Genomic DNA, 22,942 nt, shown 5'->3' on the forward strand with positions numbered 1-22,942 from the left:
AACATCGGATCCAGCGAGGTGCCGAGTAGGATGTTCAGGCCGTTCCAGATCAATATCATGATGGTCAGCGATGCGCCGATCAGCGAGAATCTGCGGTGCCGGTGGTGGGGATGTTGGCGTTGGCCGCGATGACGGCGTCGCTGCCGCCGCGGGGATCGGATACATTCATGATGTTCTCGTCAGTCATGGTTCCATCTTCCCGTGAGCGGCGCGAAAACGCCAGCATTGCAGGCTATTGCGCCTTGTGAGAAACCTCACCGGCCGGCGCACCGGTTGCGGACAGACCTTGCGCGTTGTGGACGAAGATGCGGTTCCAGTAGGCGAGCATGTCCTCGCGGCTCATGGCCAGGTAGATGCCCATGGCCAGCACGGCCACGTCCTCCTTGAGCAGGTCCTTGAGCTCGATGGTGTCGCTGAGTTCCGGCCAGCGCTGGAGCACGGCGAGCATGCCGCCCACGGTGAACTCCACCATGAGATCGGTTTTGAGGCTGATGTGCTCGGGGTTGAGCTGAAGCATGCTGAGCATTTGCAGACGGGCGAAATCACGCAGGGATTCGGTCAGATCCAGCGTGCTGTGCGGGCCGGCGAGCAGGGCCAGACGGTCGAGGCGCTGGCGTTGAGCGGGGTCGGCGAGCAGCGCGGTGATGCGTTCGCGCCACTGCTCCTCGGGATTGCCGTTCGGATCCGGGGCCTGGGGAAGCGGGATGGCCTCCACCTGATGCAGGATGGCGGAATCGGCCAGTTCGGGCAGGCCGGAGAAGTGGTAGTAGAAAGAATTGCGGTTCACGCCGGCCTCGCGCACCACGTCCGTGACGGTGATCTTGCGGTAGTCGCGGTCGGCCAGCAGCTCCCAGAAGGCGTTTTCAAGGCGTTCCTTGGCCGGGAGCACTTCGGAATCATGGCGTGGGCGTGGCATCGCTCCTCCTTTTTCGCTGGTTGCGTTGGGCATGCCGGACATGCTGTCTAGATAATTTATTGTACAGTATACCCAATTACGGGGCGTGTGCTGGCGCGGATTACGGAGAGCGCGCTGACGCGGACGCGAAAGGCCCTACTTGGTCGGAAGACTGCGGTCGTCGTTGCCGTCGGGCGCGTCACCGTCGGTCGTCGCCGCAGGTTCGGAATCGGCCGAACCGGGCTCTTCGGCCTTCTGCGCCGCGGGTCCAGCCGTCGTCGCGCGCTTGCGTTTGGCGGTGGACGCCTTGAACAGAATCGCCAACGCCTCGGTCAGATGCCGGCGGTCCTCGGGCGTAAGTCCCACGTACGCGCCCAGCATGGAGGGGATCGCGGCGGGAAGGTTGCCCATCAGATCGCTCAGACTGGTGGCGCCGTTCGCGTGCAGCACACGGAACAGCGCGTCCACGGCGCGTTCGCGCTGCTCCGGGGTCAGCGCCGCGATCCAATGGTTGAGCTGCTCGTTGAACAGTTGCGAGCTGGAGCTCAGATCCGGCTCGGTCACGAACCGGTCGCCGTCCACCAGCCAGGTGTACGCCGAATGCTGCATGATGCCGTCGGAATCGGACGAGACCACGCGGCAAGGCTCAGGCGTCTCGAAAATCATGCCCACGATCGACGAATCCGGTACGATCTTCGTCACCTTCGGCTGCACGGCCTGATACGCCGGACTGGTCACGATCTCCGGTGGGAAGCCGGGGCCGTCCAGCGAGTAGATGTGCTCGATGCGCCGCTGCACCTTGGGTTCGGCGTTCATGGCCGAGTAGATCGCCAGATTGCCGCCCTTGGAATGGCCCACCAGAATGATCGGCCCCTGCCACAGGCGCGCCACCGTATCCAGATAGGCGCTCGCCGCGCGCTGGGCCGGCACCGGGTATTGGAAGGACATGTTGAAGTCCTCCTTCCAGCCGATCAGCGAATCATCGGTGCCGCGGAAGGAGATGACGAGCGTGCCTTTATGCGTGGGATTGCGGCGATTGCGGCCGTCCGGCAACTGGAAGGTGGCCGCCGCGAACTGCGTCTGCTCGCCCCGGTTGACATGCTCGACCACCGCGCCAAGCCGTACGTCCGCGAATCGAGGGGAGACCGCGCACGCCTCGAACAGGCGGTGGGTCAGGCTTGGATCGATGACCGAAACGACTTGTGGTTCGTGTGGTTTGTCGTCCGCGTCGGTGGTGAGCGAGCGGTGCAGTTCCTGGTTCGCGTCAGCGAGACTCACCGACTCCAGCGCCGGATGCCACAGCGCCCTGAACCAGATGAGCGGGTGACGGGGCTCGAACGCGCGGATACGGGCCGCGAAGGAGCCTCCGGCGGATTGCGGCTGCGACTCGTCCAGCATCAGCGTGGGGCAGATCGCGGCCACGTCCTCGTAGATGAGCGTGCCGAAGATCAGCGCGTCCACCTCGTTGAGCGGCAGCTCGGCGAACGTTCGCGTCTCGGTACGCGCGTATTCGGTGATGTCGCCCATCCCGCTGCCCTCCTTTGGTGTGTTTCGGCTCGTTTCGACGCCCCTGCCGGTCCTGCGCCGGTTGCATATGTAAGAAAAATTCTACGATTCCGCCGCTCGCGGCTTCCCGACGATGCTCCCACGGCGAACATCCCCGCCCGTTTTCCCGCCACAATTCGTGCCGATGTGGGGTATGGACGAGATGGCGCTCGCTGAGCTAGATCGGGCATTTGCGGCGCTATAGGTCGAAGCGGGAGAGGTCCACGCCTTCCAGGTTGAGGAGAGTGGCCTTGATGTCGAGCCGGCCGCCGTAACCGCCGAAGGAACGGCCGGAGCCGACCACGCGGTGGCAGGGGACGATGATGGTGATGGGGTTGCGCTTCACCGCGCCACCCACGGCCTGCGCCGCCATGCGGCCGCCGCCGCGTCGTTCCGCCAGTTCGGTGGCGATGTCGCCGTAGCTGACCGTCTGGCCGTACGGGATTTCGGCGATGAGGTCCCACACCTCATGCTGGAACGGCGTGCCCTGTGCGTGGAGCGGGGGAGCGGAGCCGAAATCGGGGCGCTCGCCGGTGAAGTAGGCTTTGAGCCAGGCGCTGGTCTGACGGAAGATTTCGCGGGCACCGTCGGGTGCACGTCGTTCTGTTGCGGTGATGGCAACGGTATCCTGCGCATCGTCCGTGATAGTCGCGCCATCGGGATTGCTGGCGACCGTAGCGTCGACGATCGCGGCTTCATAATCGTCGTCGTTCCGGCTTCTCGCCCACCACCAGTCCTCCAGACACAGTTCGGTCAGCGCCGTGCCGTCGGACGCCATGCGCATACGGCCGATCGGTGTGACGACCGTGGCGGAATACGAGGGCTGCGCCGGCCGTGCGGATTGGGGCATGACACCATTATGCGTCGGCATAACCGTCGAGCGACGGCAACGCGGACGATTGATTCGGCTTGCCGTAGACCTTAGAGCAAAATCCTGTGCCGCAAACGCAGGATTCACGGCGGCAATCCAGGACGGCTACAGTGGAGTCATGGGCAATCTGCTTGAATACGTGCGCACCGAGTTCCGCACCTTCGCGGACAAGCCGTTCTCCGCAGTGGACTCGCTGGTCCTGTCCGATTTCTCCTACGTCCATCCGCCCATGGCCGTCGTGCCGGCATTCGACGCGGCCAAAACCGTGGCTACCGTGCCCCTGGGCGCGATGCTGCGCGCCGAGGACTACTCTGACATGTTCTGCGCCGGCTCGGAATCGGTGAACCGCGAACGGCTTGACCTGCTCCGTGCGCTCGCCGAATCGCCGCGATGGCGCGGCCTGGCCATCGGCGAATCCGCCGAGCACACCGATCCGGCCAGCGAAACGCAATTCGCCGCCATGACTTTCGACCTGACCGACTGTGCCGGCTACGGGTCGCGCAACCCCACCCTATACGTGGCGTTCCGCGGCACCGAAGGCACACTTGTCGGCTGGAAGGAGGACTTCAATATGGCCGTCACCTTCCCCGTGCCCGCGCAACGGTTGGCCGCCGACTATCTCCGATCGATCGCCGCGCGCAGTGCCGGGCCATTCGGCGGCAATCCCGCGCAACTCATGGTGGGCGGTCACTCCAAAGGCGGCAACCTCGCCACCTACGCCACGATGATGCTGGAACAGCACGGCGAAACCGGCCGCGTCTCGCGCATCTTTTCGCATGACGGGCCGGGATTCCCGGCTGCGGTCGTGCAGTCGGACGACTACCGGGGCGTCGAGGGGCGAATCGACAAGACCGTGCCGGAATCGTCGATCATCGGCATGCTGCTGGACTCCGGCGCCCAGCGGACCGTCGTACGATCGGATGCAGTGAGCATCCTGCAACATATGTGCGGCACCTGGCAGATCGCGGATGGCGAGTTCGAGACCGTGCCCGAGCTTACGCGCGGCGCGCAGCTCATCGACCGGACCATCAGCGGATGGCTGGACCGCATTCCCGAGGAACGCAGGCGCATCGTGGTGGACGAGGTGTATGGCATCTTCGCTGCGGCCGGGTACGGCCAATTCGCGGACCTGGCGCAGCACTGGGCCGAGGCGTTGCCGAAGATCGTGGCGGCGGCCCGCGAGACCGATCCCGAGGCCCGTGCGGTCATCGCGAGCGTGCTCAAGGCGATTCCGCAGTCAGCCGCCAGGTCGCTGAAGGACGAGCGCTGAAAGTGAGCGGTCGTCCCTGCTTCGGCGGCCTCTGCCTTGGCGGGGCTCATGGTCAGGCAAATACGACGAAACGGACCGGCGGCGCTGAAGTGCGCTACCGACCCGTTTCTGTGAAAGCTTATGCGAGGCTATGTATGCCTATATGTATCGCTCGGTCGCTTGGTCGCTGAGGTAAGGATCAGGCCTCGACGAACTTGAGGAAGGCGTCGGCCTCGGCGGCGAGCTTGGCCTTGTCCTCGTCGGAGAGGGCCAGCTTGCCGGTGCCCCAGGCCTCCGGAGCCAGGGCCACGCCCACCTGCTCGGACTCGGGCAGCAGCTCGGCCTTGTTGAAGCCCAGCACCTCGTTCAGCTTGGCGCGGGTGCCGGCACCGGCGGACTGGCCGGCCACGGCGGAGATGGCGATCTTCTTGCCGGCCAGCACGGAGGCGGACTCGGCCGGGAACGGCTCCAGCGGGCGGGACAGCCAGTCGAGCAGGTTCTTCAGCACGCCCGGGTAGCTGTAGTTGTACTCCGGGGAGAAGATCCACACGCCATCGGCCTCGGCGACGGCCTTGCGGGCCTCGGCGACGGCGACCGGCGGGGTCGGGAACTCCTCGTCCTGGCTGAAGAACGGCACGTCGGAGTAATCCAGGAAGCTCACCTCGGCACGGTCGCCGATGAGGGCCTTGGCCTCGTCGGCCAGCTGGTCGTTGAAGCCGTACTTGTGCAGGCTGCCCACGATGAACAGAAGCTTGGTCATGATGTTTCCCTTCGTTTCATTGACTGCCGGATGCCGTCCGGCGACGCGGTCGACGTGCTGCGCCCGAGGCGGCATTCGTATCACCTTCAGTATTGTGCGATTGTGCCGCGGACACGCTTCACCTTGGGTGAAGAATGGCGGAATTCTGCGGTATCGAATGGGTGGTACTGTGTCGTTTGGTTGATACAGGTTCTGGCTGATACAGGGTGATGCCGGGCGGTGGACCCGTGCGCCGGCTGCGGTACTGCGGCGTTTCGGAATGCCGACCCTGTCGGAAAGGATGCGATGATGGCTTCCGTCGATGGTAGCGCGACCGGTTCGATCGTGCTTGCTGGTGCTGATGCAGGTGCCGAGATGGGTACTGATTCGGGTGTGGATTGCAGGGCATGCGCCAGAACGGATGTCAGCGGTTCCGACGGCATCGTGGCGCGGTTCACCGGGCTGATCCGTTCCGGCGAATTGCCGTCGGGCGCCGAAATGCCGTCGATCCGCGGTCTTGCCGCCGAGCTTGGCGTGGCTCCGGGGACCGTGCGGCGGGCGTACGGCGAGTTGGAATCGCAAGGGTTGATCGTCACGAGTGCTGGTCGTCCGTCCCGTGTGGCGGAACAGGAGGAGGCGCCGTGCGAGGTGCTGGCCGCCGTGCAGGTGCTCGTGGCCGCGGCGCATCGGCAGGGCGTGAGTCGGCGTGAGGTACAGGACGTGATCGGCGCGATGTGGGATATGCCGGCGCCCGAATTGTGAGATTATGGAACGCGGATTGGAATGGATTGGGGCGAGTTGGAGGCCGTCGGACGGGTGTCCGTGGTGCGGTATGTTGCTCGCGACACTCCGATGTGCGGGTTGATTTGCGATTGAAATGTGACTCGATTCAGGTGGCTTGAGGTGATTTGCGTCTGATGGCGAAAATCCAAAAACCGCGGAATTTCAACGAGACACGCCGTAAGATGCATTTTTTCGCAAAAGCGCGTATCTTATTCACCTGTTGCTTCTCGCAAGCGACATGCGGACATAGCTTAGTTGGTAAAGCGCAACCTTGCCAAGGTTGAGACCGCGGGTTCGAGTCCCGTTGTCCGCTCTCAGAAGGCCGGCCACTCGGCCGGATGACCTAGACCCGGGCGGTTGGCGCAGAGGTAGCGCACTTCCCTGACACGGAAGGGGTCACAAGTTCGAATCTTGTATCGCCCACTCACATGCGGCCGGCAGGCGACTGCCGGTTTTGTTATGTGCCCTTGGGCGATTGGCGCAGCGGCTAGCGCACTTCGTTCACACCGAAGGGGTCGTAGGTTCGATTCCTACATCGCCCACCCTTCATCTCCCGCCTGATATGGCGGGATTTTTTGTTATCGGACGAAACGGGGGAGTGCCCGCGTCGATTTCTGGGCATATCCCTACCAATTGTTCTGTGCATACACGTACCACAAACGGATTTCTGGGCATATACGTATCACGAAAACCAGGGAAACGGGGCCTTCGTGGTACGTGCATGCACAGAATCGGGAATGGCGGTCGATTCATGGTAGGTATATGCCCAGAAACGGCAGTGGTACAGACGGAATCCCTGTGATTTCTCACAATCCCCGGCGTTTGAGAGCGGCGACGATCTGCACGTAGAACTCGCGTACATCGAATCCGGGGATGTTCTCGCGATTGAGGTCGATCATGTCCGCATGCGAGATGCCGCGCGTGCCGTTCGGCTCCAGCCAGGTGAACCGTTCGCCCCAGGGGAACGACGGTTGGGCCACGAGCCCGTCGTTCGGTCCGTCGAACCACTTGACCAGCGGGTACGTGAAGTTCAGCGGGAACTTGCCGGTGGTGGCGTGCGCCAGTTTCGATCCGACGCTTTGGCAGACGATGCCGGCGAAGGGATCGGAATCCGCCGGCCCGGCAGCTGGTCCGTACGCTGGTACGGGGAATTGCGGGCGCGGCGATTGCGGCGTCCGAATCCCGGCGTCGCGTGGCACGGCATCACCGCCGGCGTTGCTTCCGCGCGTGCCGTTCAATTCCGCCCGGTCGCCGATTTCGGCATTCAGCCGCGTGCAGCCGGCCTGAGTCAGGTCATGCACCGCGGCCATGAAGTCGGGCTTGGCGTCGCCCAATCGTGCCGCCGCGGCGTTGTACGTGGCCGCGACCTTGTGCTGGACAGGCAACGGGATGTTGGTCAGCAGATAATCGGCGAACCCGCAGCCGCGATGCGGTGTGTTGATGGTGGTAAGCGAGGCCACGAACGGAGTCGCCCCGCAGCGGGCGATGGCGTAACGCATGTCAAGCCCGCCCTTGGAGTGCGCGATGACGTTCACCTTGCCGCATCCGGTCGTCTCCACGATATGCCGGATGCGCGCGGTCAGCTCGCGGGCGGAATCCGGCACGGACGCAGCCGACTGATGTTCGCCGTAATAGATCGTGGCGCCGTTGCGCTGGAGTTCCGCCGGGATACGGCCCCAGTAGTTGAGCAGTGCGGTATCGCGGAAGAACACGCCATGCACCAGCAGGACCGGGTATCGCGTGGCGCAGATGCGCTCGGACGCCCGCGCGCGGTCCAGCTGTTCCTTGGCGGTCTCGAACCGCACCTCCTCGCCGACCGTGTGGATGATGAGTCGCAGCGCGATGAGGTTTGCGATGGGTATCCAGCCGCACAGTATGCCGATCACGCGGATTTTGAGGCCGAGCTGTACCGACGTGACGTATACGGTGATGATGCCGATCCAGAAGATGATGAATTCGATGACGATTACGGCCATGAGTCCCGCACTCCAGACTGGCCACGCCGCACCCCACGAAGCCGGCCACGATACGGCGAGCATGGTGATGAGCGTCGTCACGAGCCCGAGGGTGGCTAGGAGCGTGGTCCACCAGAACAATCTCAGCATGCCGACGCCGAACCTGCATGCGGCGATACGACTGGTTACACGTCCCACTGTTCCCCCTACGTTGACAGCCCTGTCAATCCCAGTCTATTCACCGTGACGTTGCGGTGGTGCGGTACGTAGGTGAACTTTGCGGGAATACCGGTGTGCGGGTCGGCTAGGGTGATGGGTATGGCTGCGTTTACCGATGTGATCTTCGATTTCTGCGATGTGCTGGTCGATTGGAAACCCCGCGTACCGCTGGAGGGACAGGTTCCGGCCGAGGTCATCGACCGGCTGTTCGACCGCGCTGATCCGTACGGTTTCTGGCATTACGACGAGCTGTCCGATCTGGGCTGGAGTGAGAAGCGGATTCTGGCCGATTATGCCGTGCATCATGGGCTTGACGACTTCGGCAATGGCGAGGGTGACAGCGGTGATGGTACGGCGGCGGATGTCGCCGCCTTGCGGGCGTTCCGTCGCTACTTTGAACGGCAACGTTTGGCCCTGTTCGGCATGCTGCCCGGCATGCCCGAACTCCTGCGTGACTTGGACGCGGCCGGGGTGCGTTGTTGGGGTCTGACCAACTTCACCGTCAAATACGTGGATGCCGCGCGCGAGATGTTCCCCGCGTTGCGACTGCTCAAGGATGTGGTGGTCTCCAGCGCCGAACGCATTCATAAGCCGGATCCGGAGATTTTCCGCCGCGCCATTGCCCGATTCGGCGTGGAGCCCGCGCATACGGCCTTCGTGGACGACAAGCTGTGGAACGCTGAAGCCGGGACCGCGGCGGGCCTGACCGGCATCCGTTTCACCGACGCCGCGTCGTTGCGGGCGCGGCTGTTGGACTGAGCGCGGCTTTTCGTCGCCGGAGCATTGCCGCGGTGGCTGGGACATGAAAAAGCCCATACCGGGCTGCAGGCAAAGCGGTAAACCTGGCACAGGCTTAATGAAAGGCTCTGTTAAACCAAGATTGACATGGCTCTTATTCTTGGCTCCCCTTGTCAGGGGAGCTGGCGGCGAAGCCGACTGAGGGGTAGTCAGGCATGGATTCATGCCGCTCTTGGTTTAACAGAGCCTAATGAAAGGGCGATCAATCGCAGGCGACTGCCGCCTCACGGCAGCTGCAGCGGCTTGTCCTCCTCGCGCGGATGGGACTTGCGCCACCAGCGCTGTACGAAATACGCGGCGTAGCACACCACGATGAACACGAGCTCGGCCCCCAGCGCGAACCGCTGTTCCTTGTCGAAGAAGACCAGCAGGAACGAGGCGGTGCACAGGATGAACGCCGCCCACGAGGTCCACGGGTAGCCCGGCGTCTTGTACTTGAGCTCGTCCGCGGAATGTCCGGACGCGATCCAGCGCTTGCGGAACACGATCTGGCAGTACGCGATCGCAATCCACACCACCACCGCGGACAAGCCGGAAAGCGCCACCAGCACCAGGTACACGGTCGAGGCGGCGATCACCGAACTCAGCAACGCCAGCAGACCGCCGGCCATCGCGGCGCACAGGGCCAGCATCGGCACGCCATGACGGTTCGTCTTGGCGAACCAGCGCGGGATCATGCCCTCGTTGCCCATCGACCACACCATGCGCGTGGAGGCGTACAGGCCGGAATTCGAGGCGGACAGCACGGCCGTGAGCACCACGAAGTTCATGATGTCCGCCGCGTACGGGATGCCGATGGAGCTGAACACGAGCACGAACGGGCTTTCGCCCACGCCCGCCTGACGCCACGGAATCAGGGCGCTCATCACCACGATGGAGCCGATGAAGAACAGCACCAGACGCCACAGCGTGGTGTGGATGGCCTTCGGCACGGCGGTCTCGGGGTCGCGCGTCTCGCCGGCGGTCACGCCGATGAGCTCGGTGCCGGAGAACGCGAAGTTGACGGTCAGGATCGTGGCGAACACCGGCATGAAGCCGTTCGGGAAGATGCCGTCCTTGGTGAGGTTGCCGAACAGCGGGGCATGGTCGTAGCCCTTCATCGGCAGTACGCCGAAGATCGCCAGCAGACCGATGCCGATGAACGCGCAGATGGCGAACACCTTGATGGAGGCGAACCAGAACTCTGCCTCCGCGAAGAACCGCACGGACAGCGCGTTGAGCGTGAAGATCAGTATGATGCAGGCCGCGCTCCATATCCAGGTGGGCGTATGCGGGAACCACCGTTGCATGAGCAGACCGGCCGCCGTGAATTCGGAGCCAAGCGCCACCGTCCAGGTGAGCCAGTACTGGATGGCAATCACGAATCCGGTGCCGGGGCCGATGAACTTCTCGGCGTAGACGTGGAACGAGCCGGTCACCGGCATGGCCACGGACAGTTCGCCGAGCGTCAGCATCACGAGGTACACGATGACCGCGCCGATGCCGTACGCCAGGATCGTGCCGATCGGGCCCGCCTGCTGGATGGTGTAGCCGGAGCTCAGAAACAGGCCGGTGCCGATCACGCCGCCCAGCGAGATCATCTGCAGGTGGCGCGACTCCATGCCGCGCTTGAGGTTCGTGTGCAGCGCATGCTTGGTGTGGTCTTTGCCATCGGTTTCGCGGTTGGTTCCGGTAACGGTCGCGGGTTCGCCGGTGCTCGACGCGGCGGGAATCGATGACGATGCCGCTGCGGGCTGTGACGGCGACTGCGCCGCCATATCAAGGTCGGGTTGGCTCATGCTGCTCTCTCTGACATGCGTGTTCCATGGCGGCCGCTTCAAGACGGCCCGGAACAGTATACCGGCACGGGGCTACGCGGCCAGACGGCTCCGTACGGCTTCGGTGATGGTCACGCCGCCCAGAATCGCCATGATGCCGGCGGATACCAGGCTCAGGATTCGGCGCGAACGGCCGGACTTGAGTCTGCCGGCGAAGAACGCGGCCATGCATGCCAGCGTGATGAGCACGGCCATGCTTTCGACGAAGTGAATAAGGCCCAGCGAGACGCCCATCTGCAGATGATCCACGCCGGGCACCAGGAACTGCGGGATCACGGCGATGTAGAAGACGCCGATCTTCGGATTGAACAGGTCGGTGAGGAATCCGCGCACGAACGAGGAAACGATGGGGAAGCGGGATCCGGCGGCTTCGGTTGGTGCGAGTTGCGGTTGCTGCGTTTGTGATTGCTCGGCTTTGTGTTCGTCCTTCGGCTTGCGGACCAGGCTGACCGCAAGGTACAGCAGATACAGTCCACCGAGTAGTCGGATGGCGTCGTAGGCGACGGGCAGAGCGTTGATGATGGCGGCAAGGCCCACCGCGGCGGCCACCGCCCACGCCAGCACGCCGAACGAGATGCCGCACGCCGCCGCGATGCCGCGCCTGCGTGTGGTGTTGATGGTCTCGTTGACCACCATCATCATGTCAAGTCCCGGCAGCAACGCCATCGACCCCGCCACCAACGTGAACCCCAGCAATGCCTGCACATACGTCATGATGCGATGCCTCCTTCACTTCCGCGACTGCTTTTCCGCCCCATTGAACCCGCCTTTCATTGGCGACATGTTACGGATGGTGATGCAGTTAAGTCATGTTGACGTCATTTTGATTTCGTTTATATTCGGAATAGAATACAAATGACATACATATTTTGGAGGTGGGTCATGGTTACGTCAACGTACCGGGTGGATGCGGATTTGAAGAAGCAGGCGGCCGAGCTGTACGAATCGATGGGCATGAGCCTGAACACCGCTATCAACGTGTTCCTGCGACAGTCGGTCAAGGAGCAGCGCATGCCGTTCCAACCGAGCGCCGCGCCTGTAGCTCCGGCATTGCCCGAAGCGGGTACGGTTGCGGCGAATGGAGTAGTGTATCAGGGTCTGGACGATCGAGGGTATCCGATTGTTTCTATTCCCGGCAGAATGATTGCCGAGCCAAAACGTGACGCGGACGGTACGCCGGTGCTGCCGCAATCATGGAAAGACTGAATCATCATGTCTGACCGTCCTGTTCTGAAACCCGTGCCAGAGATTTTGCGCACGTTCGATGTGTACCGCATGCCAGTCAGGTTCGAGGAGGACAAGACCCGTTCGCGCAACCACTATGTCACGTGCATCGTCATCGACGTGGATGGTGATGGTGGCGTAGCGGTGAAGCTGACCAGCAATCCGAAGTGGGAAGGTGCCGGTGACGTTCAACTGCTTGATTGGGAGCAAGCTGGTTTGACGCACGTTACCACCGCTCGCTGTGCGCAGCTGGTTCGTTTCAAACGCAAGGATTTGCAAGGATATACGGGAACGCTGAGCAGGGAAGACGCCATCAGGCTGGTGGGCGCGCTGAGCAGCGTGCCTCCTGATGGATCTATCTGGCTGTGATTCGGTCCGTTGAGGGCTGGCTTTGAAAGAAGCCGGGGACGATCTGAATCTGCATCCTGTTTAGTGTCGGACAAACCTGAAGAAAGCTTGGGAACTTTCATTGGGTTTTATGAAATTGGCCGATACTCCATGGTCTGCGCGTTAGGGTTACGCGCTTGGAATCCGTGGGGGAGGATGGCATGCAGAACTCCGTATGGATGAAGACGGTGATGGAGTGGTCGTTGGTCCGTGGCGCTGGGTGCGTAGCCACCGTCTCTGCGTTACCGTCACCGCCGGATTGGTGGCGCTGAACCTCGTGGTCTGGCTCGTGGCCGCCATGGCCGGCTTCGCGTTCCCGCTGCGCCTGAACACCAGCATGGCCGAATTCAGCTTCGGCAAACTCGTCGCCACCCTGTTCCTGGCCCGTGGCGTGCTGCAGCTCGTCATCGACGCGGTGCTATGGATCGTCATGCTGTCCATCGCCGAAACGCGATTGGGGCGTCGCCTCACCATCATCACCGCGTTCGTCTGTGCCGTCATCGGCATCTTCGTCGGACTCGCCCTGTGCTCGGCGATCGGCTGGATATTCCAGGATTCCAGCTTCGTTGCGCGGATGGGATTCACGCTGAGCCCGTTGGCACTGCCGGTCGGCGCGATGATGGCGGCCAGCGCACGGTGCAGCCATCTGTGGCGTCACCGCACGGACAGCCCTAACGGCATCATGGAGTTTCTCATCGCGCGCATGGCCGAACGTCTGCGCGACGACGGTCAGGCCGATCCGGAGCATGCCGTGGAGTTCATGAGTCTGTCCGCCGCGCCGCTGGCCGGCATGAATCCCGAGCGGGACAACCGGAGCGGCGATGGCGATGCCGGCGCGGGCGTTGGCGGTGCCGCGGATGCCGGAAACGCAGCTGCGCCGGACGAGGGCGTGCAGGTGCTTCAGCACGCGCTGCAGATCGTGGCTGACTGGATGGAGCCGGCCTACGGATTCCACTCGCTGTTCAACTTCAAGCGCAAGTTCCAGCCCGCCGAGGTGCCCGTGTACGTGTGCTATCCCGATCCGGCCGCGCTGCCGACCATCGGGCTGGCGGTGGTGCGTGCCTACGTGCCGTCCGTCACGCCCGCCGAAGTGACCGGCATGCTCAAGACGTTGCGCGCGTAGCCTCGCCCGTGATAACGACTGTCCCCCAAGACGATGGGAGAGTATCGCCTTGGGGGGACAGTCATTATCACATCACTGAGTCGGTCAATCAGGCCTTGGTCGGATCCTTCTGAAGGAAGAGGAAGACGAGGGCCACGACCAGCAGAATCGCGATGGACAGCACGCCGAGCGATGCGTTGCCGGTCAGGGACGTGGTGGTGGCCACGAGGAACGTGCCGAGGATGGAAGCCGTCTTGCCGAAGATATCGTAGAAGCCGTAGTACTCGTTGGCGTGCTCCTTGGGGATGATCTTGCCGTAGTACGAGCGGGAAAGCGCCTGGATGCCGCCCTGGAACATGCCCACCAGAATCGCGAGGATCCAGAACTCGAGCGCGGACTTCAGGAAGAACGTGGCGAAGAACACGATGCCCATGTACGCCGCGACGGCCACCGTGATCATCGGCTTGCAGCCGAACCGGCCGGCCAGCCGACCGTACAGGATCGCGCACGGGAACGCCACGAACTGCGTGACCAGCAGGGCCACCACGAGCTGCGTGGAGTCGATGCCAAGCTGCGTGCCGTAGGACGTGCTCATCGAGATCACCGTGTTCACCGCGTCGATGTAGAAGAAGAACGCCACCATGAACATCCACAGCGGCTTGTTCTTCACGATCTTGCCGAATGTGGAGCCCAGCTCACGGAATGTGCCGCGGATCGCCTCGCGCGCGTGGTCGCGGGTGGCGCGGTAGTGCACCTGACGGTAGCTGGTGATGAGCGGAATGGTGAACGCCACCCACCACACGGCGGTGATGACGAACGAGGCGCGCGTGCAGGCCACCGTGGACCAGCCGAACAGCGCCGGGCCGCCGAAGATCAGTGCGATGCAGACGATGAACGGCACGGTGGAACCCACGTAGCCCCAGCCGTAGCCGTGCGAGGAGACCTTGTCCATGCGCTCGTTGGTGGTGGTGTCGATGAGCATCGAATCGTAGAACGTGAGCGAGCCGTTGAGACCGATGGTGGCCAGCACGTAGACGATGAGGAACGGCAGCCAGGTCAGCGGCAGCGCCATCGCGCAGCACATCACCACGCCCGTGCCGAAGAAGCCCAGGAAGAACTTGATCTTCATGCCCTGCACGTCGGCGATGGAGCCGAGCAACGGCATCAGCAGGGCGATGACGAGCGAGGCGATGGTCTGCGCGTACCCCCATGCGGACACGATGTTGCCGTCCGCGGGCATCAGCGACTTCGCGTAGATCGGGATGACCGCGGTGGACAGCAATACGAACGCGGAATTGCCCACGTCGTAGACGATCCACTTTTTCTCGTGTGCGGACAGTTTGCCGTTTGCGCCGTTCTGCGGCGGCGTTGCGATGCTGGCAGCGCTCATAATGCTCCTCGGATTCGTTGACTGCATTCCATCGTAAAAGCCGAGGATATGGGCGAAGTGCCGTTTAAGTTGAACGGAGCGTGAACAATATTGGGGCCGAGCCGTGAAGCGGGAAGCCCAGTGGGCTTCCCGTAAGCGAGGTAAACGACGCCCCTGTGGAGAAGACTCCCCTCAGTCACCTACGGTGACAGCTCCCCTCAAAGAGGGGAGCCGAGGTGATAATCGCTACTGCAGCAGGGCGGCGGCCTCGTCGTAGTCGGGGCATTGGGGCACGCCGTTGACGCTGTGCGCGATCGCCACGGACGTCGCGGCATTGGCCACCTTCACCGATTCCGCCAGATCACGCCCCTCGGCCAGCATGGCGCACATCGCGCCGGTGTGGCAGCCACCGGCCGAACGGGTGTGTACGGCCTTGGTGGGGAATCCCTCGATATGCGTGGTCTCGCCGCCTGGTTCGCGCACCCATGCGCCGCGAGAGCCCACACGCACCACCAGCGGGGCACGCAGCGTGGAGCCCAAACCGTCGCACAGCTGGTGCATGAAGTCGTCCAGTCCGCCGCCGATGGTCACCTTGCTGTCGTCGATCGGTGCGCCGAGGCGTTCGGCCAACGTCATGGCCTCCTGGCGGTTGCAGGACCAGATCGGGCGTGCGAGCACCAGATCCTCGAGCATGTGGTCGTTGACCAGCCGCAGTGTGTTGGTGGGGTTGATGACCAGCGTGTAGTCGCGCTTGGCCGGGTCGGTGCCGGCCTTGAGCAGGAAGCCGTCCACGCCGGTGGCCGTGTGGTCCATCAGCGTGTTGCCGCTGATGTGCACCACGTCGTTGGCCTGCGGCTCCAGCATCGCGAAGGTGTCCGCATCGCCGTGCGCCTCGGCGCCGTAGGAGGCGATGAAGGTCTTCTTGTGCGAATCGGTGGGCTCCTCGGCGCTCAGCACCACGCGGAAGCCGGAGTCCTCGTCCAGACGGTCCTGACCGATGTGCGTGATGCCGTTGTCCTGGAAGGACTGGCGGATGAAGTGCGCCCACAGGCCGTTGCCCAGGATGCCGGCATGCTCGGCCGGAACGCCCATGCGGCTGGCGGCCTCAAGCACGCGGTAGCTGCCGCCGATGGAGGGCTTGGGATGGTCGGCCACGGCGAATCCGCCTTGCGGTGGCACCTCGTCCACGTTCATCATGATGTCCACCCAGACCTGTCCCAAGGAAATCACGCTGGGCTGGTGGGTACCGATTCCACGCCGCAGATTCAACATCGCAGCCTCCTTCGTTGGAAAATCGAACGTCCTGGGCCCCTTCGTCCCTGACGTCTCTTATATGCAGATTATATGGGAGCGATGCGTGCGTGGAATGGACAAATCGCCGCGCATTATTGGATAAGCTGTATGGTTTACCGGTGTTTCAGGGGGATTTCAGGGAGGCTGTGGCTGGTGTGAATCGGCTCACAGCGGCCTCGTCGTGTTTGCGGCATGCATGTTTGCGCCGCGCTTGCGGTGTGACGCGCTCACAGCATGACGAGTGCGAAGTCCACCAGCAGCTTGACGCCGTACAGGGTGATGACGCCGCCGCACACGCGGTTGAGCACGTCGATGATCTTCGGGCTGAACTTGTGCGCGAAGGCGTTGACGATAAGCGTGACGCCGAGGAACCACAGCACGGAGGCCGTCTCGACGCCGGTGATGAACGGGGTGGTCTGGCCCGCGCTGAGGGTGGCGGCGAACGCGCCGAGCATCAGCGTGCCGTCGATGATGGCCTGCGGGTTGAACCAGGTGACGGCGCAGGCGGTGCCGATGGTGCTCAGCAGGCCGTGCATGCCGAGATGCTGAGCGGGTGCGGCGGTGGGCGCGACCGCGGCGGAGGCGTCCGCGCGGGCCGCGATTGCCGGCTGGGTGGACGCGGTGGTGCCGCTGACGGCTTCGGCACGTCCATTGCCGTCCGCTTCCTTGCCGGAACCGTGGCGCTTCGGCAACACCAGGCCCATGCCGATACGTACCACCACAAGTCCGCCCAGGCCCAGCACGATGGTCTCCAGCCAGGGGTGCGCCTGCATGAGCGCGCCGATGCCGAAGAAGCAGGAGAGCGAAAGGGCCATGTCGAAGCAGATGACGATGAGCGCGGTGATCAGGGCGTTGCGGCGCGTGCGTGTCAACGCCGAATTGATGACGAACAGGTTCTGCATGCCGATCGGCGCGATGTACGCCAGTCCCATCGTCAGTCCCTGAATGTACAGACCCATGATTCCGTTCCCTCTACCCTCTGTTTGGTTGGGTCATATTCACCCAACCAAAACCAGCCAAACCTTGTCCGGCTGGTTATTCGTTCTTGGATTACCTATGCCGGAAATCCCTTATGTTTCAATACTGTTGCTCTATGGTATGCAGTAGATTACACTTGGCAACCAGCCAAGTGATGCTTGTTGTACCCAACCAAATCTTCGGTAATGGTCGGGTGTTCATAGAGGGAGAGGAGCCGACCATGGCCCGTAGCGCACCGCTGGATATCGACTGGCGGCCGGACCGCGAGAGCGGCAAGCCGGTCACCGAGCAGATCGTCGACTACCTGTGCGGTCGCATCGCCTCCGGCGAGTGGCCCATCGGCTCCCGACTGCCCAGCCAACGCGCCATGGCAGAAAGATTCGGCGTGAACCGGTCCACCATCATCGCCGCCATCGAGGAACTGACCGATTACGGCATCGTGGAAGGGCGTCACGGCGCCGGCACGCGCATCGCCAGCAACACCTGGTCGCTGATGCTGTCCGGCGCGCCGGACTGGGCGGACTACGTCTCCTCCGGATTCTTCAAGGCGAACAACGACACCATCCAGGCCATCAATAGGTTGGAATTCGACCCCGCCAAAGTGAGGCTCGGCACCGGCGAGCTCGACCCGAGGCTGTTCCCGCGCGATATGTGGCGGCGCGTGGCCCGCGAGGCGGCCGACGAAATCGACTCGCTCGGCTACCCGCCGCCCGAAGGCCTGGACGTGCTGCGCGAAGCCATCGCCGTTCACATGAAGCAGTGGGGCATCGACTGCCGGCCTGAACAGGTGCTTATCTCCTCCGGTGCTCTTCAGGGGTTGCAGATGATCTCGATGAGCCTGCTGTCCGCCGGTTCGACCGTCTATGCCGAAGCGCCCAGCTACATCAAGTCGCTGCAGGTGTTCCAGTCGGCCGGCATGAAGCTCGCCGGCGTGCCGATGGATGCCCGCGGACTGAATGTGGACGCGCTGCGCGGCGTATTGCCGGCCCCGGACGTCGTACCGGGTGCCCCTGCACGAGGCGGTGCCGTGCTGTACACCATTCCGACGAACCACAACCCGACCGGCGTCACGATGCCCGCGGACCGCCGCCGCGCGCTGATCGATGCGTGCGTGGAGCGTCGCCTGCCCATCATCGAGGACTGCGCGTACCAGGATCTGGTGTTCGAGGGCGAGACCCCGCAGTCCCTGAAGACCTACGACAGCACCGGCATGGTCATCACTCTTGGCAGTGCCTCGAAATCGTTGGCGCCGGGCCTGCGCATCGGCTGGATCGTGGCCGACGAACGCATCGTGCACCGGCTGGCGGACGTCAAGATGCAGATGGACTACGGCGCGAGCACGCTCAGCCAATGGGTGTTCGCGAGATTCCTGACTTCCGGTCTGTACTCCGAATATCTGGACACGCTGCGTGCCGAGCTGCGCCGGCGCCGTGATGCGGCGTTGGGGACCCTGGACGGATTGTTCTCCGGCAGGGCGCATTGGAACGTGCCCCACGGCGGCTTCTACATCTGGCTCACCTTCGATGAGCCGGTAAAGATGGGCCGGCTGTTCCAACGGGCCAGCGAGCGCGGCGTGCTGCTCAATCCCGGGGACATCTATGACTTCGAAAGCGACAATGCGCTGCGTCTGAGCTACGCCTACGTCACGCCCGAGGAGTTCGCGCGGGCCGCTGCCGTGCTCGCCGAACTGGTGTGATCGGGGTTCGGCATTTCGTCCGAGGCGTTGCCTTCCGGCGGTGCGTCGGACGCGCCGCGCGCGGCATGATACACGCAAGAGTTGCGGTTGTCAGTATTGAGCTGTATATTTGTGAAGTTGTGTGTTCGGCATGTCGGGTAACACCGCCGGTTGGACACGGAAAAGACTTGACACAACAAGGTTTAAGGGAGTCCATCATGGCAGCTCGTTGCGCAGTGTGCGGTAAGGGTCCGCAGACCGGTTACACCGTTTCCCATTCGCACCGTCGTACCAAGCGTAGCTTCCGCCCGAACCTGCAGTCTGTGCGCACCACGATCGACGGCGAGAACACTCGCCTGCGCGTGTGCGTCAATTGCCTCAAGGCCGGCAAGGTTCAGCGCGTGGCCGCGTGAATCGCGTACTAACGTACTACGTCTCAAAACCCGCTTGAGCTTCGGCTCGGCGGGTTTTGTTGTTTCCGCAGGTTTTCCGCGGTGTGGTGATCCACGCACGGTGTGGTGGCGCAAACGGCGGTATTCCGCCAATGTGCGATTTCGTGAAAACACACAGTGCGGATTTGACCACACGGTGTGGTGGGTGAGGCCCCGGAAGAGGCGTGGACATCAAACTTCAATAGAATAGGCAGCTATGAGCATTACGTTGAGCACCGCACTGGGGTCGTTGATGACCAACAAGCGACGTGTGTCCGCGCTCAAATCATTGGGCGTCACCACGGTGGGCGACGCTCTGACCTACTATCCGTTCCGCGTCACCGATCCCGTAAGCCTGCGCACCATCCGCGAGGCGCAGATCGGCCAGCAGATGGCATTCGTGGCCACCGTGCGCGATGTGCGCGTGGTGCCCGGCCGTATGCTGCGCGTCATCGCCACGGTCGACGACGCCGATTTCGCCCGAACCCGCAATATGCCCGGAGGCACGGCGCAACTCACGTTCTTCGGTGGACGCAAGAACTACATCGATTGGGTGAGCATGCGGCTCAAATCAAGCCCGATGCTGGTGGTCTCCGGCACGCCCAGCGAATACATGGGCCAGCTGCAGTTCACGCACCCCGATTTCCTGACCGTGGCCCCGCCCGCGCCCGCATCCGCTGCGGCAGTCGGCGCCAAGCTCAAGTACGACGCCGATTCCCTGGAGGATGCGATACTGCGCGTCACCCGCCCGCGCCCGGTGTACCATGCCAGTTCACGCATCTCCTCGGCGCATATTCACGATACGATCCTGGGGCTGCTGTGGATGATGGGCGCGCGCACGTCGTCCACGCCCGAAGGACTGCCCGTCGCTGCCGGCGACGGCACGCTGCCGACGAGGAATGCGGGTGCCATCGCGCCGAGCATGGCGGAGACCGGAATGGCTGGGACATCCGGAGTGCCCGGCACGACCGGAACGTCCGCGTCCGCACTCGTGGCGTCATCCACCAACGACATCGCCGTCCAATCCGGCGAATCCACCGCCGAATCCGGGACCGACGCACTCGAACGCGCCATCCCGGACATCCTGCCCGAATCCATCCGCGCCGCCAAAGGCCTGATGCATCGTGCAGAGGCGTTCCTGGCCATCCACGACCCCGATTCCCGCATCCGGTTCAACCAGGCCATCGAAACGCTGCGCTATGAGGAGGCATTCGTCTCCCAGACCTCGCTGGTCAAGGCCCGGCAGCACGCGCACAAGTCGTCCGCGCATGCCTGTCCGCTGACCGGTGCTGCGGCCGGTGAGGACAACAGCATCGGTGCCGCAGCCATCGTCACCGATGCCAGCTTCAGCGGCGACCATACCGGCAGCCAGACCGGAAGCCACCCCGGCAACCTGCGCGACCGGTTCATCGCATCACTGCCTTTCACTTTGACCAGCGGCCAACGGCAGGTCATCGACGACATCGCCGCCGACCTCTCCCGCGACTGGCCCATGCAACGACTCCTGCAGGGCGAGGTGGGCTCCGGCAAAACCGTGGTGGCGCTCGCCGCCATGCTGCAGGCCGTGGGCGCCGGCTACCAGTCCGTGCTCGTGGCCCCCACGCAGGTGCTCGCCGAACAGCATTACGAGACGATCTCCCGCATGGTGGCGGGACTCGGCGAATCCGGCGGGGACATCCCCGTCACGTTGCTGACCGGTGGCATGAAACTCGCCGCCCGTCGCAAGGCGCTTGGGGTGGCGGCCAGCGGCGCGCCCGGCATCATCGTGGCCACGCATGCGGCGTTCTCCAAGACCTTCCAGGCGCCGCGTCTGGCGCTGGTGGTGATCGACGAGCAGCATCGCTTCGGCGTGGAGCAGCGCGAAAGCCTCAACGCCAAGGCGGACGACGGCACCACGCCGCACCTGCTGGTGATGACCGCCACACCCATTCCGCGCACCGCCGCCATGACCTGGTTCGGCGACCTCGACATCTCCTGGCTCACCGAGCTGCCCGGCGGCCGCAAGCCCATCCGCACCGTGGTGGTCAACGAGGCGGACGCGAACACGATGGGCCGCATGTTCGCGCACATCCGCGCGCGCATCGACGCGGGGGAGCGGGCGTACATCGTCTGCCCGCGCATCGGCATGGACGAGGAGACTGGCGCATCCGGTACGTCCGGTGCGGGTTCGTCGTCCGCCGGCTCCCGGTCCTCGCGCGCATCCCGCGCCGGCAATGACATCGGCATCGACGACCCGTACGAAACCTACGACGACAACGGCGAGACCGTGGCCCGCCCGCCGCTGCATTCGGTGGAGGAGATCGCCGTGCGACTCCAGAAACTCCCGCAATTCCAAGGCATCCCGTTCGCCACGCTCACCGGCCGGGACAAGGACGACGTGAAGACCGAGGTCATGGCCGGCTTCGACTCCGGTGCGACTCCGGTGCTGGTCTCCACCACGGTCATCGAGGTGGGCGTGGACGTCAAGCAGGCCAGCTGCATCGTGATCTTCGACGCCGACCGGTACGGCCTGTCCCAGCTGCACCAGCTGCGTGGCCGCGTGGGGCGTGGCGGCACCAATTCGTGGGCGTTCCTCATCTCGCGTGCCGAACCCGGCTCGGTGGCCGAACAGCGGTTGGAAGTGATCCATCACTCGCTGGACGGCGCCGAAATCGCCCAGGCCGACCTGGAGTTCCGCGGCGCCGGCGACGTGCTGGGCGACGCCCAATCCGGCGGCAAATCGAGCCTGAAGCTGCTGCGCGTGGTCAAGGACGCCGACCTGATCGCCGACGCCCGCGCCCGCGCCGAACAACTGCTGGCCGCGGACCCCGACCTGTCCGGCGCAGTGCAGTTGGCCGGAGCCGTGCTCGACTTCACCCGCGGCAACGAGACGTTCCTGACCTCCAGCTGAAGCCGTGACGTGCGGTTAAGCTAGTGCCCATGCGCGTAATTTCCGGACGATTCAAGGGCGTGGCGCTCGCCACCCCGAAAACAGGCACCCGTCCCACCACGGACCGTACCAAGGAGGCCATCTTCTCCCATCTCGACTCATGGGGCGTGCTGGACGACGCCCGCGTGCTGGACCTGTTCGCCGGCACGGGTGCGCTCGGCATCGAGGCGTTGAGCCGTGGCGCACGGGAGCTCGTGGCGGTGGAAAGCTCTCGCCCGGCGGCCGCGCTCATCACCAAGACGCTGGCCCAGCTGCAGCGCAACCGCTCGTGGACCCCGGAGCTCAAGGCCCGCGTGCTCGTCAAGAAGGCCGAGGCGGTGGCTGGCGGCTTCGGCGAACCGTTCGACGTGATCTTCATCGACCCGCCCTACGCCTTCGAGACCGCCGCCTGCAACCAGCTGCTGGCCGATCTGGCCGCCGGAACCGCCACCAATGACCGCACGGTGATCATGCTGGAGCGTTCGGTGCGCTCCGACACCCCCGCTGCCCCGGAAGGGTGGGAGATCACCGAAAGCCGCAACTACGGCGAGACCGCCGTGTTCTACATCGAGCCGATTGCCGACGACCAAGCCGAGTGACGGCTCCCGCGTGATGCAGCCGTACATGATGTAGGGAATTTCACATGATGTAGGGATGTGAAATCGAGGATTGGCGGAAAATGGCCGTTTTCCGTCCCTACACCA

At 63.7% G+C, this 22,942-nt stretch carries 20 protein-coding genes and 3 tRNA genes; 13 read left to right on the forward strand and 10 right to left on the reverse strand.

Annotated elements, in window-relative coordinates; translation table 11 throughout:
• Nucleotides 1–232: 232 nt before the first annotated feature.
• The 3 genes from KIH81_RS08980 to KIH81_RS08990 form a co-directional block, all read right to left on the reverse strand.
• Nucleotides 233–916, reverse strand: a complete 684-nt coding sequence (locus tag KIH81_RS08980; RefSeq protein ID WP_214305044.1) for a TetR/AcrR family transcriptional regulator — start codon at nt 914–916, stop codon at nt 233–235.
• Nucleotides 917–1,051: 135 nt separating this feature from the next.
• A complete protein-coding gene (locus KIH81_RS08985) occupies nt 1,052–2,422 on the reverse strand; it encodes a DUF2974 domain-containing protein (protein WP_214305045.1) in 1,371 nt (456 codons plus the stop codon).
• 217 nt (nt 2,423–2,639) lie between these two features.
• Nucleotides 2,640–3,290: a methylated-DNA--[protein]-cysteine S-methyltransferase gene (locus tag KIH81_RS08990; RefSeq protein ID WP_420829143.1), complete on the reverse strand. Its 651-nt coding sequence runs from the start codon at nt 3,288–3,290 to the stop codon at nt 2,640–2,642.
• Nucleotides 3,291–3,429: 139 nt separating this feature from the next.
• On the opposite strand from KIH81_RS08990, the gene KIH81_RS08995 reads away from it, so the two are divergent.
• Nucleotides 3,430–4,581 (forward strand): Mbeg1-like protein, encoded by a 1,152-nt coding sequence (locus KIH81_RS08995; protein WP_214305046.1) that lies wholly within the window; start codon nt 3,430–3,432, stop codon nt 4,579–4,581.
• 178 nt (nt 4,582–4,759) lie between these two features.
• Here KIH81_RS08995 and KIH81_RS09000 read toward each other — a convergent pair whose 3' ends face one another.
• On the reverse strand, nt 4,760–5,320 hold the full coding sequence (locus KIH81_RS09000; RefSeq protein ID WP_109057914.1) for an NADPH-dependent FMN reductase: 561 nt from the start codon (nt 5,318–5,320) through the stop codon (nt 4,760–4,762).
• 285 nt (nt 5,321–5,605) lie between these two features.
• Here KIH81_RS09000 and KIH81_RS09005 point away from each other — a divergent pair, with 285 nt between their 5' ends.
• The 4 genes from KIH81_RS09005 to KIH81_RS09020 all read left to right on the forward strand — a co-directional run bounded on the left by KIH81_RS09005 (nt 5,606) and on the right by KIH81_RS09020 (nt 6,624).
• A complete protein-coding gene (locus tag KIH81_RS09005) occupies nt 5,606–6,061 on the forward strand; it encodes a GntR family transcriptional regulator (protein ID WP_214305047.1) in 456 nt (151 codons plus the stop codon).
• A gap of 261 nt (nt 6,062–6,322) precedes the next feature.
• Nucleotides 6,323–6,395, forward strand: a tRNA-Gly gene (locus KIH81_RS09010).
• A 38-nt stretch (nt 6,396–6,433) separates the two neighbouring features.
• A tRNA-Val gene (locus tag KIH81_RS09015) sits at nt 6,434–6,505 on the forward strand.
• Between the two features lie 46 nt (nt 6,506–6,551).
• Nucleotides 6,552–6,624 (forward strand) — tRNA-Val (locus tag KIH81_RS09020).
• A 264-nt stretch (nt 6,625–6,888) separates the two neighbouring features.
• Here the strand turns inward: KIH81_RS09020 and KIH81_RS09025 are convergent.
• The gene (locus KIH81_RS09025) at nt 6,889–8,187 is read right to left on the reverse strand and encodes an esterase/lipase family protein (protein WP_214305048.1); all 1,299 of its coding nucleotides are present in this window, start codon (nt 8,185–8,187) and stop codon (nt 6,889–6,891) included.
• Nucleotides 8,188–8,355: 168 nt separating this feature from the next.
• Here KIH81_RS09025 and KIH81_RS09030 point away from each other — a divergent pair, with 168 nt between their 5' ends.
• A complete protein-coding gene (locus KIH81_RS09030) occupies nt 8,356–9,015 on the forward strand; it encodes an HAD-IA family hydrolase (RefSeq protein ID WP_214305049.1) in 660 nt (219 codons plus the stop codon).
• Between the two features lie 263 nt (nt 9,016–9,278).
• Here KIH81_RS09030 and KIH81_RS09035 read toward each other — a convergent pair whose 3' ends face one another.
• Nucleotides 9,279–10,832, reverse strand: coding sequence for an amino acid permease (locus KIH81_RS09035; RefSeq protein ID WP_214305050.1), 1,554 nt, complete (start codon nt 10,830–10,832; stop codon nt 9,279–9,281).
• Nucleotides 10,833–10,904: 72 nt separating this feature from the next.
• Nucleotides 10,905–11,585: a LysE family translocator gene (locus KIH81_RS09040; protein WP_214305051.1), complete on the reverse strand. Its 681-nt coding sequence runs from the start codon at nt 11,583–11,585 to the stop codon at nt 10,905–10,907.
• A 168-nt stretch (nt 11,586–11,753) separates the two neighbouring features.
• Between KIH81_RS09040 and KIH81_RS09045 the strand changes: the two genes are divergently transcribed.
• The 3 genes from KIH81_RS09045 to KIH81_RS12395 all read left to right on the forward strand — a co-directional run bounded on the left by KIH81_RS09045 (nt 11,754) and on the right by KIH81_RS12395 (nt 13,605).
• On the forward strand, nt 11,754–12,077 hold the full coding sequence (locus tag KIH81_RS09045) for a type II toxin-antitoxin system RelB/DinJ family antitoxin (protein WP_109057918.1): 324 nt from the start codon (nt 11,754–11,756) through the stop codon (nt 12,075–12,077).
• A 6-nt stretch (nt 12,078–12,083) separates the two neighbouring features.
• Nucleotides 12,084–12,464 carry a hypothetical protein gene (locus KIH81_RS09050; RefSeq protein ID WP_214305052.1) on the forward strand — a complete coding sequence of 127 codons (381 nt, stop codon included), beginning with the start codon at nt 12,084–12,086 and terminating at the stop codon, nt 12,462–12,464.
• A 592-nt stretch (nt 12,465–13,056) separates the two neighbouring features.
• Entirely contained in the window at nt 13,057–13,605 is a 549-nt protein-coding gene (locus KIH81_RS12395; protein ID WP_420829145.1) for a phosphatidylglycerol lysyltransferase domain-containing protein, read from the forward strand.
• Between the two features lie 88 nt (nt 13,606–13,693).
• On the opposite strand, the gene KIH81_RS09060 is transcribed toward KIH81_RS12395, so the two are convergent.
• The 3 genes from KIH81_RS09060 to KIH81_RS09070 form a co-directional block, all read right to left on the reverse strand.
• Nucleotides 13,694–14,974: an MFS transporter gene (locus KIH81_RS09060; RefSeq protein WP_214305053.1), complete on the reverse strand. Its 1,281-nt coding sequence runs from the start codon at nt 14,972–14,974 to the stop codon at nt 13,694–13,696.
• A 225-nt stretch (nt 14,975–15,199) separates the two neighbouring features.
• Nucleotides 15,200–16,225, reverse strand: coding sequence for a PfkB family carbohydrate kinase (locus KIH81_RS09065; protein ID WP_109057922.1), 1,026 nt, complete (start codon nt 16,223–16,225; stop codon nt 15,200–15,202).
• A 248-nt stretch (nt 16,226–16,473) separates the two neighbouring features.
• Nucleotides 16,474–17,205, reverse strand: a complete 732-nt coding sequence (locus tag KIH81_RS09070) for a LysE/ArgO family amino acid transporter (protein WP_109057923.1) — start codon at nt 17,203–17,205, stop codon at nt 16,474–16,476.
• 239 nt (nt 17,206–17,444) lie between these two features.
• On the opposite strand from KIH81_RS09070, the gene KIH81_RS09075 reads away from it, so the two are divergent.
• From KIH81_RS09075 to rsmD, 4 genes are all read left to right on the forward strand, one after another.
• The gene (locus KIH81_RS09075) at nt 17,445–18,920 is read left to right on the forward strand and encodes an aminotransferase-like domain-containing protein (protein WP_214305054.1); all 1,476 of its coding nucleotides are present in this window, start codon (nt 17,445–17,447) and stop codon (nt 18,918–18,920) included.
• A gap of 197 nt (nt 18,921–19,117) precedes the next feature.
• Nucleotides 19,118–19,312: a 50S ribosomal protein L28 gene (gene rpmB, locus KIH81_RS09080; RefSeq protein ID WP_109057925.1), complete on the forward strand. Its 195-nt coding sequence runs from the start codon at nt 19,118–19,120 to the stop codon at nt 19,310–19,312.
• A gap of 235 nt (nt 19,313–19,547) precedes the next feature.
• Entirely contained in the window at nt 19,548–22,220 is a 2,673-nt protein-coding gene (locus tag KIH81_RS09085; RefSeq protein ID WP_214305055.1) for an ATP-dependent DNA helicase RecG, read from the forward strand.
• A 29-nt stretch (nt 22,221–22,249) separates the two neighbouring features.
• Entirely contained in the window at nt 22,250–22,837 is a 588-nt protein-coding gene (gene rsmD / locus KIH81_RS09090) for a 16S rRNA (guanine(966)-N(2))-methyltransferase RsmD (RefSeq protein ID WP_214305056.1), read from the forward strand.
• Nucleotides 22,838–22,942: the final 105 nt, after the last annotated feature.

The organism is Bifidobacterium miconisargentati (assembly GCF_019331675.1).
Taxonomy (GTDB): domain Bacteria; phylum Actinomycetota; class Actinomycetes; order Actinomycetales; family Bifidobacteriaceae; genus Bifidobacterium; species Bifidobacterium miconisargentati.

Bases quoted from the DNA above. Each gene is read 5' to 3' on its own strand.
- KIH81_RS09040 (WP_214305051.1), bottom strand. From the start codon at position 11,585: ATGACGTATGTGCAGGCATTGCTGGGGTTCACGTTGGTGGCGGGGTCG.
- KIH81_RS09025 (WP_214305048.1), bottom strand. From the start codon at position 8,187: ATGCTGAGATTGTTCTGGTGGACCACGCTCCTAGCCACCCTCGGGCTC.
- KIH81_RS08990 (WP_420829143.1), bottom strand. From the start codon at position 3,290: ATGCCCCAATCCGCACGGCCGGCGCAGCCCTCGTATTCCGCCACGGTC.
- KIH81_RS09065 (WP_109057922.1), bottom strand. From the start codon at position 16,225: ATGTTGAATCTGCGGCGTGGAATCGGTACCCACCAGCCCAGCGTGATT.
- KIH81_RS09085 (WP_214305055.1), top strand. From the start codon at position 19,548: ATGAGCATTACGTTGAGCACCGCACTGGGGTCGTTGATGACCAACAAG.
- KIH81_RS09005 (WP_214305047.1), top strand. From the start codon at position 5,606: ATGATGGCTTCCGTCGATGGTAGCGCGACCGGTTCGATCGTGCTTGCT.
- KIH81_RS09070 (WP_109057923.1), bottom strand. From the start codon at position 17,205: ATGGGTCTGTACATTCAGGGACTGACGATGGGACTGGCGTACATCGCG.
- KIH81_RS08980 (WP_214305044.1), bottom strand. From the start codon at position 916: ATGCCACGCCCACGCCATGATTCCGAAGTGCTCCCGGCCAAGGAACGC.
- KIH81_RS09030 (WP_214305049.1), top strand. From the start codon at position 8,356: ATGGCTGCGTTTACCGATGTGATCTTCGATTTCTGCGATGTGCTGGTC.
- KIH81_RS09060 (WP_214305053.1), bottom strand. From the start codon at position 14,974: ATGAGCGCTGCCAGCATCGCAACGCCGCCGCAGAACGGCGCAAACGGC.
- KIH81_RS09035 (WP_214305050.1), bottom strand. From the start codon at position 10,832: ATGAGCCAACCCGACCTTGATATGGCGGCGCAGTCGCCGTCACAGCCC.
- KIH81_RS09045 (WP_109057918.1), top strand. From the start codon at position 11,754: ATGGTTACGTCAACGTACCGGGTGGATGCGGATTTGAAGAAGCAGGCG.
- KIH81_RS12395 (WP_420829145.1), top strand. From the start codon at position 13,057: ATGGGATTCACGCTGAGCCCGTTGGCACTGCCGGTCGGCGCGATGATG.
- KIH81_RS09050 (WP_214305052.1), top strand. From the start codon at position 12,084: ATGTCTGACCGTCCTGTTCTGAAACCCGTGCCAGAGATTTTGCGCACG.
- KIH81_RS08985 (WP_214305045.1), bottom strand. From the start codon at position 2,422: ATGGGCGACATCACCGAATACGCGCGTACCGAGACGCGAACGTTCGCC.
- KIH81_RS08995 (WP_214305046.1), top strand. From the start codon at position 3,430: ATGGGCAATCTGCTTGAATACGTGCGCACCGAGTTCCGCACCTTCGCG.
- KIH81_RS09075 (WP_214305054.1), top strand. From the start codon at position 17,445: ATGGCCCGTAGCGCACCGCTGGATATCGACTGGCGGCCGGACCGCGAG.
- rsmD (WP_214305056.1), top strand. From the start codon at position 22,250: ATGCGCGTAATTTCCGGACGATTCAAGGGCGTGGCGCTCGCCACCCCG.
- rpmB (WP_109057925.1), top strand. From the start codon at position 19,118: ATGGCAGCTCGTTGCGCAGTGTGCGGTAAGGGTCCGCAGACCGGTTAC.
- KIH81_RS09000 (WP_109057914.1), bottom strand. From the start codon at position 5,320: ATGACCAAGCTTCTGTTCATCGTGGGCAGCCTGCACAAGTACGGCTTC.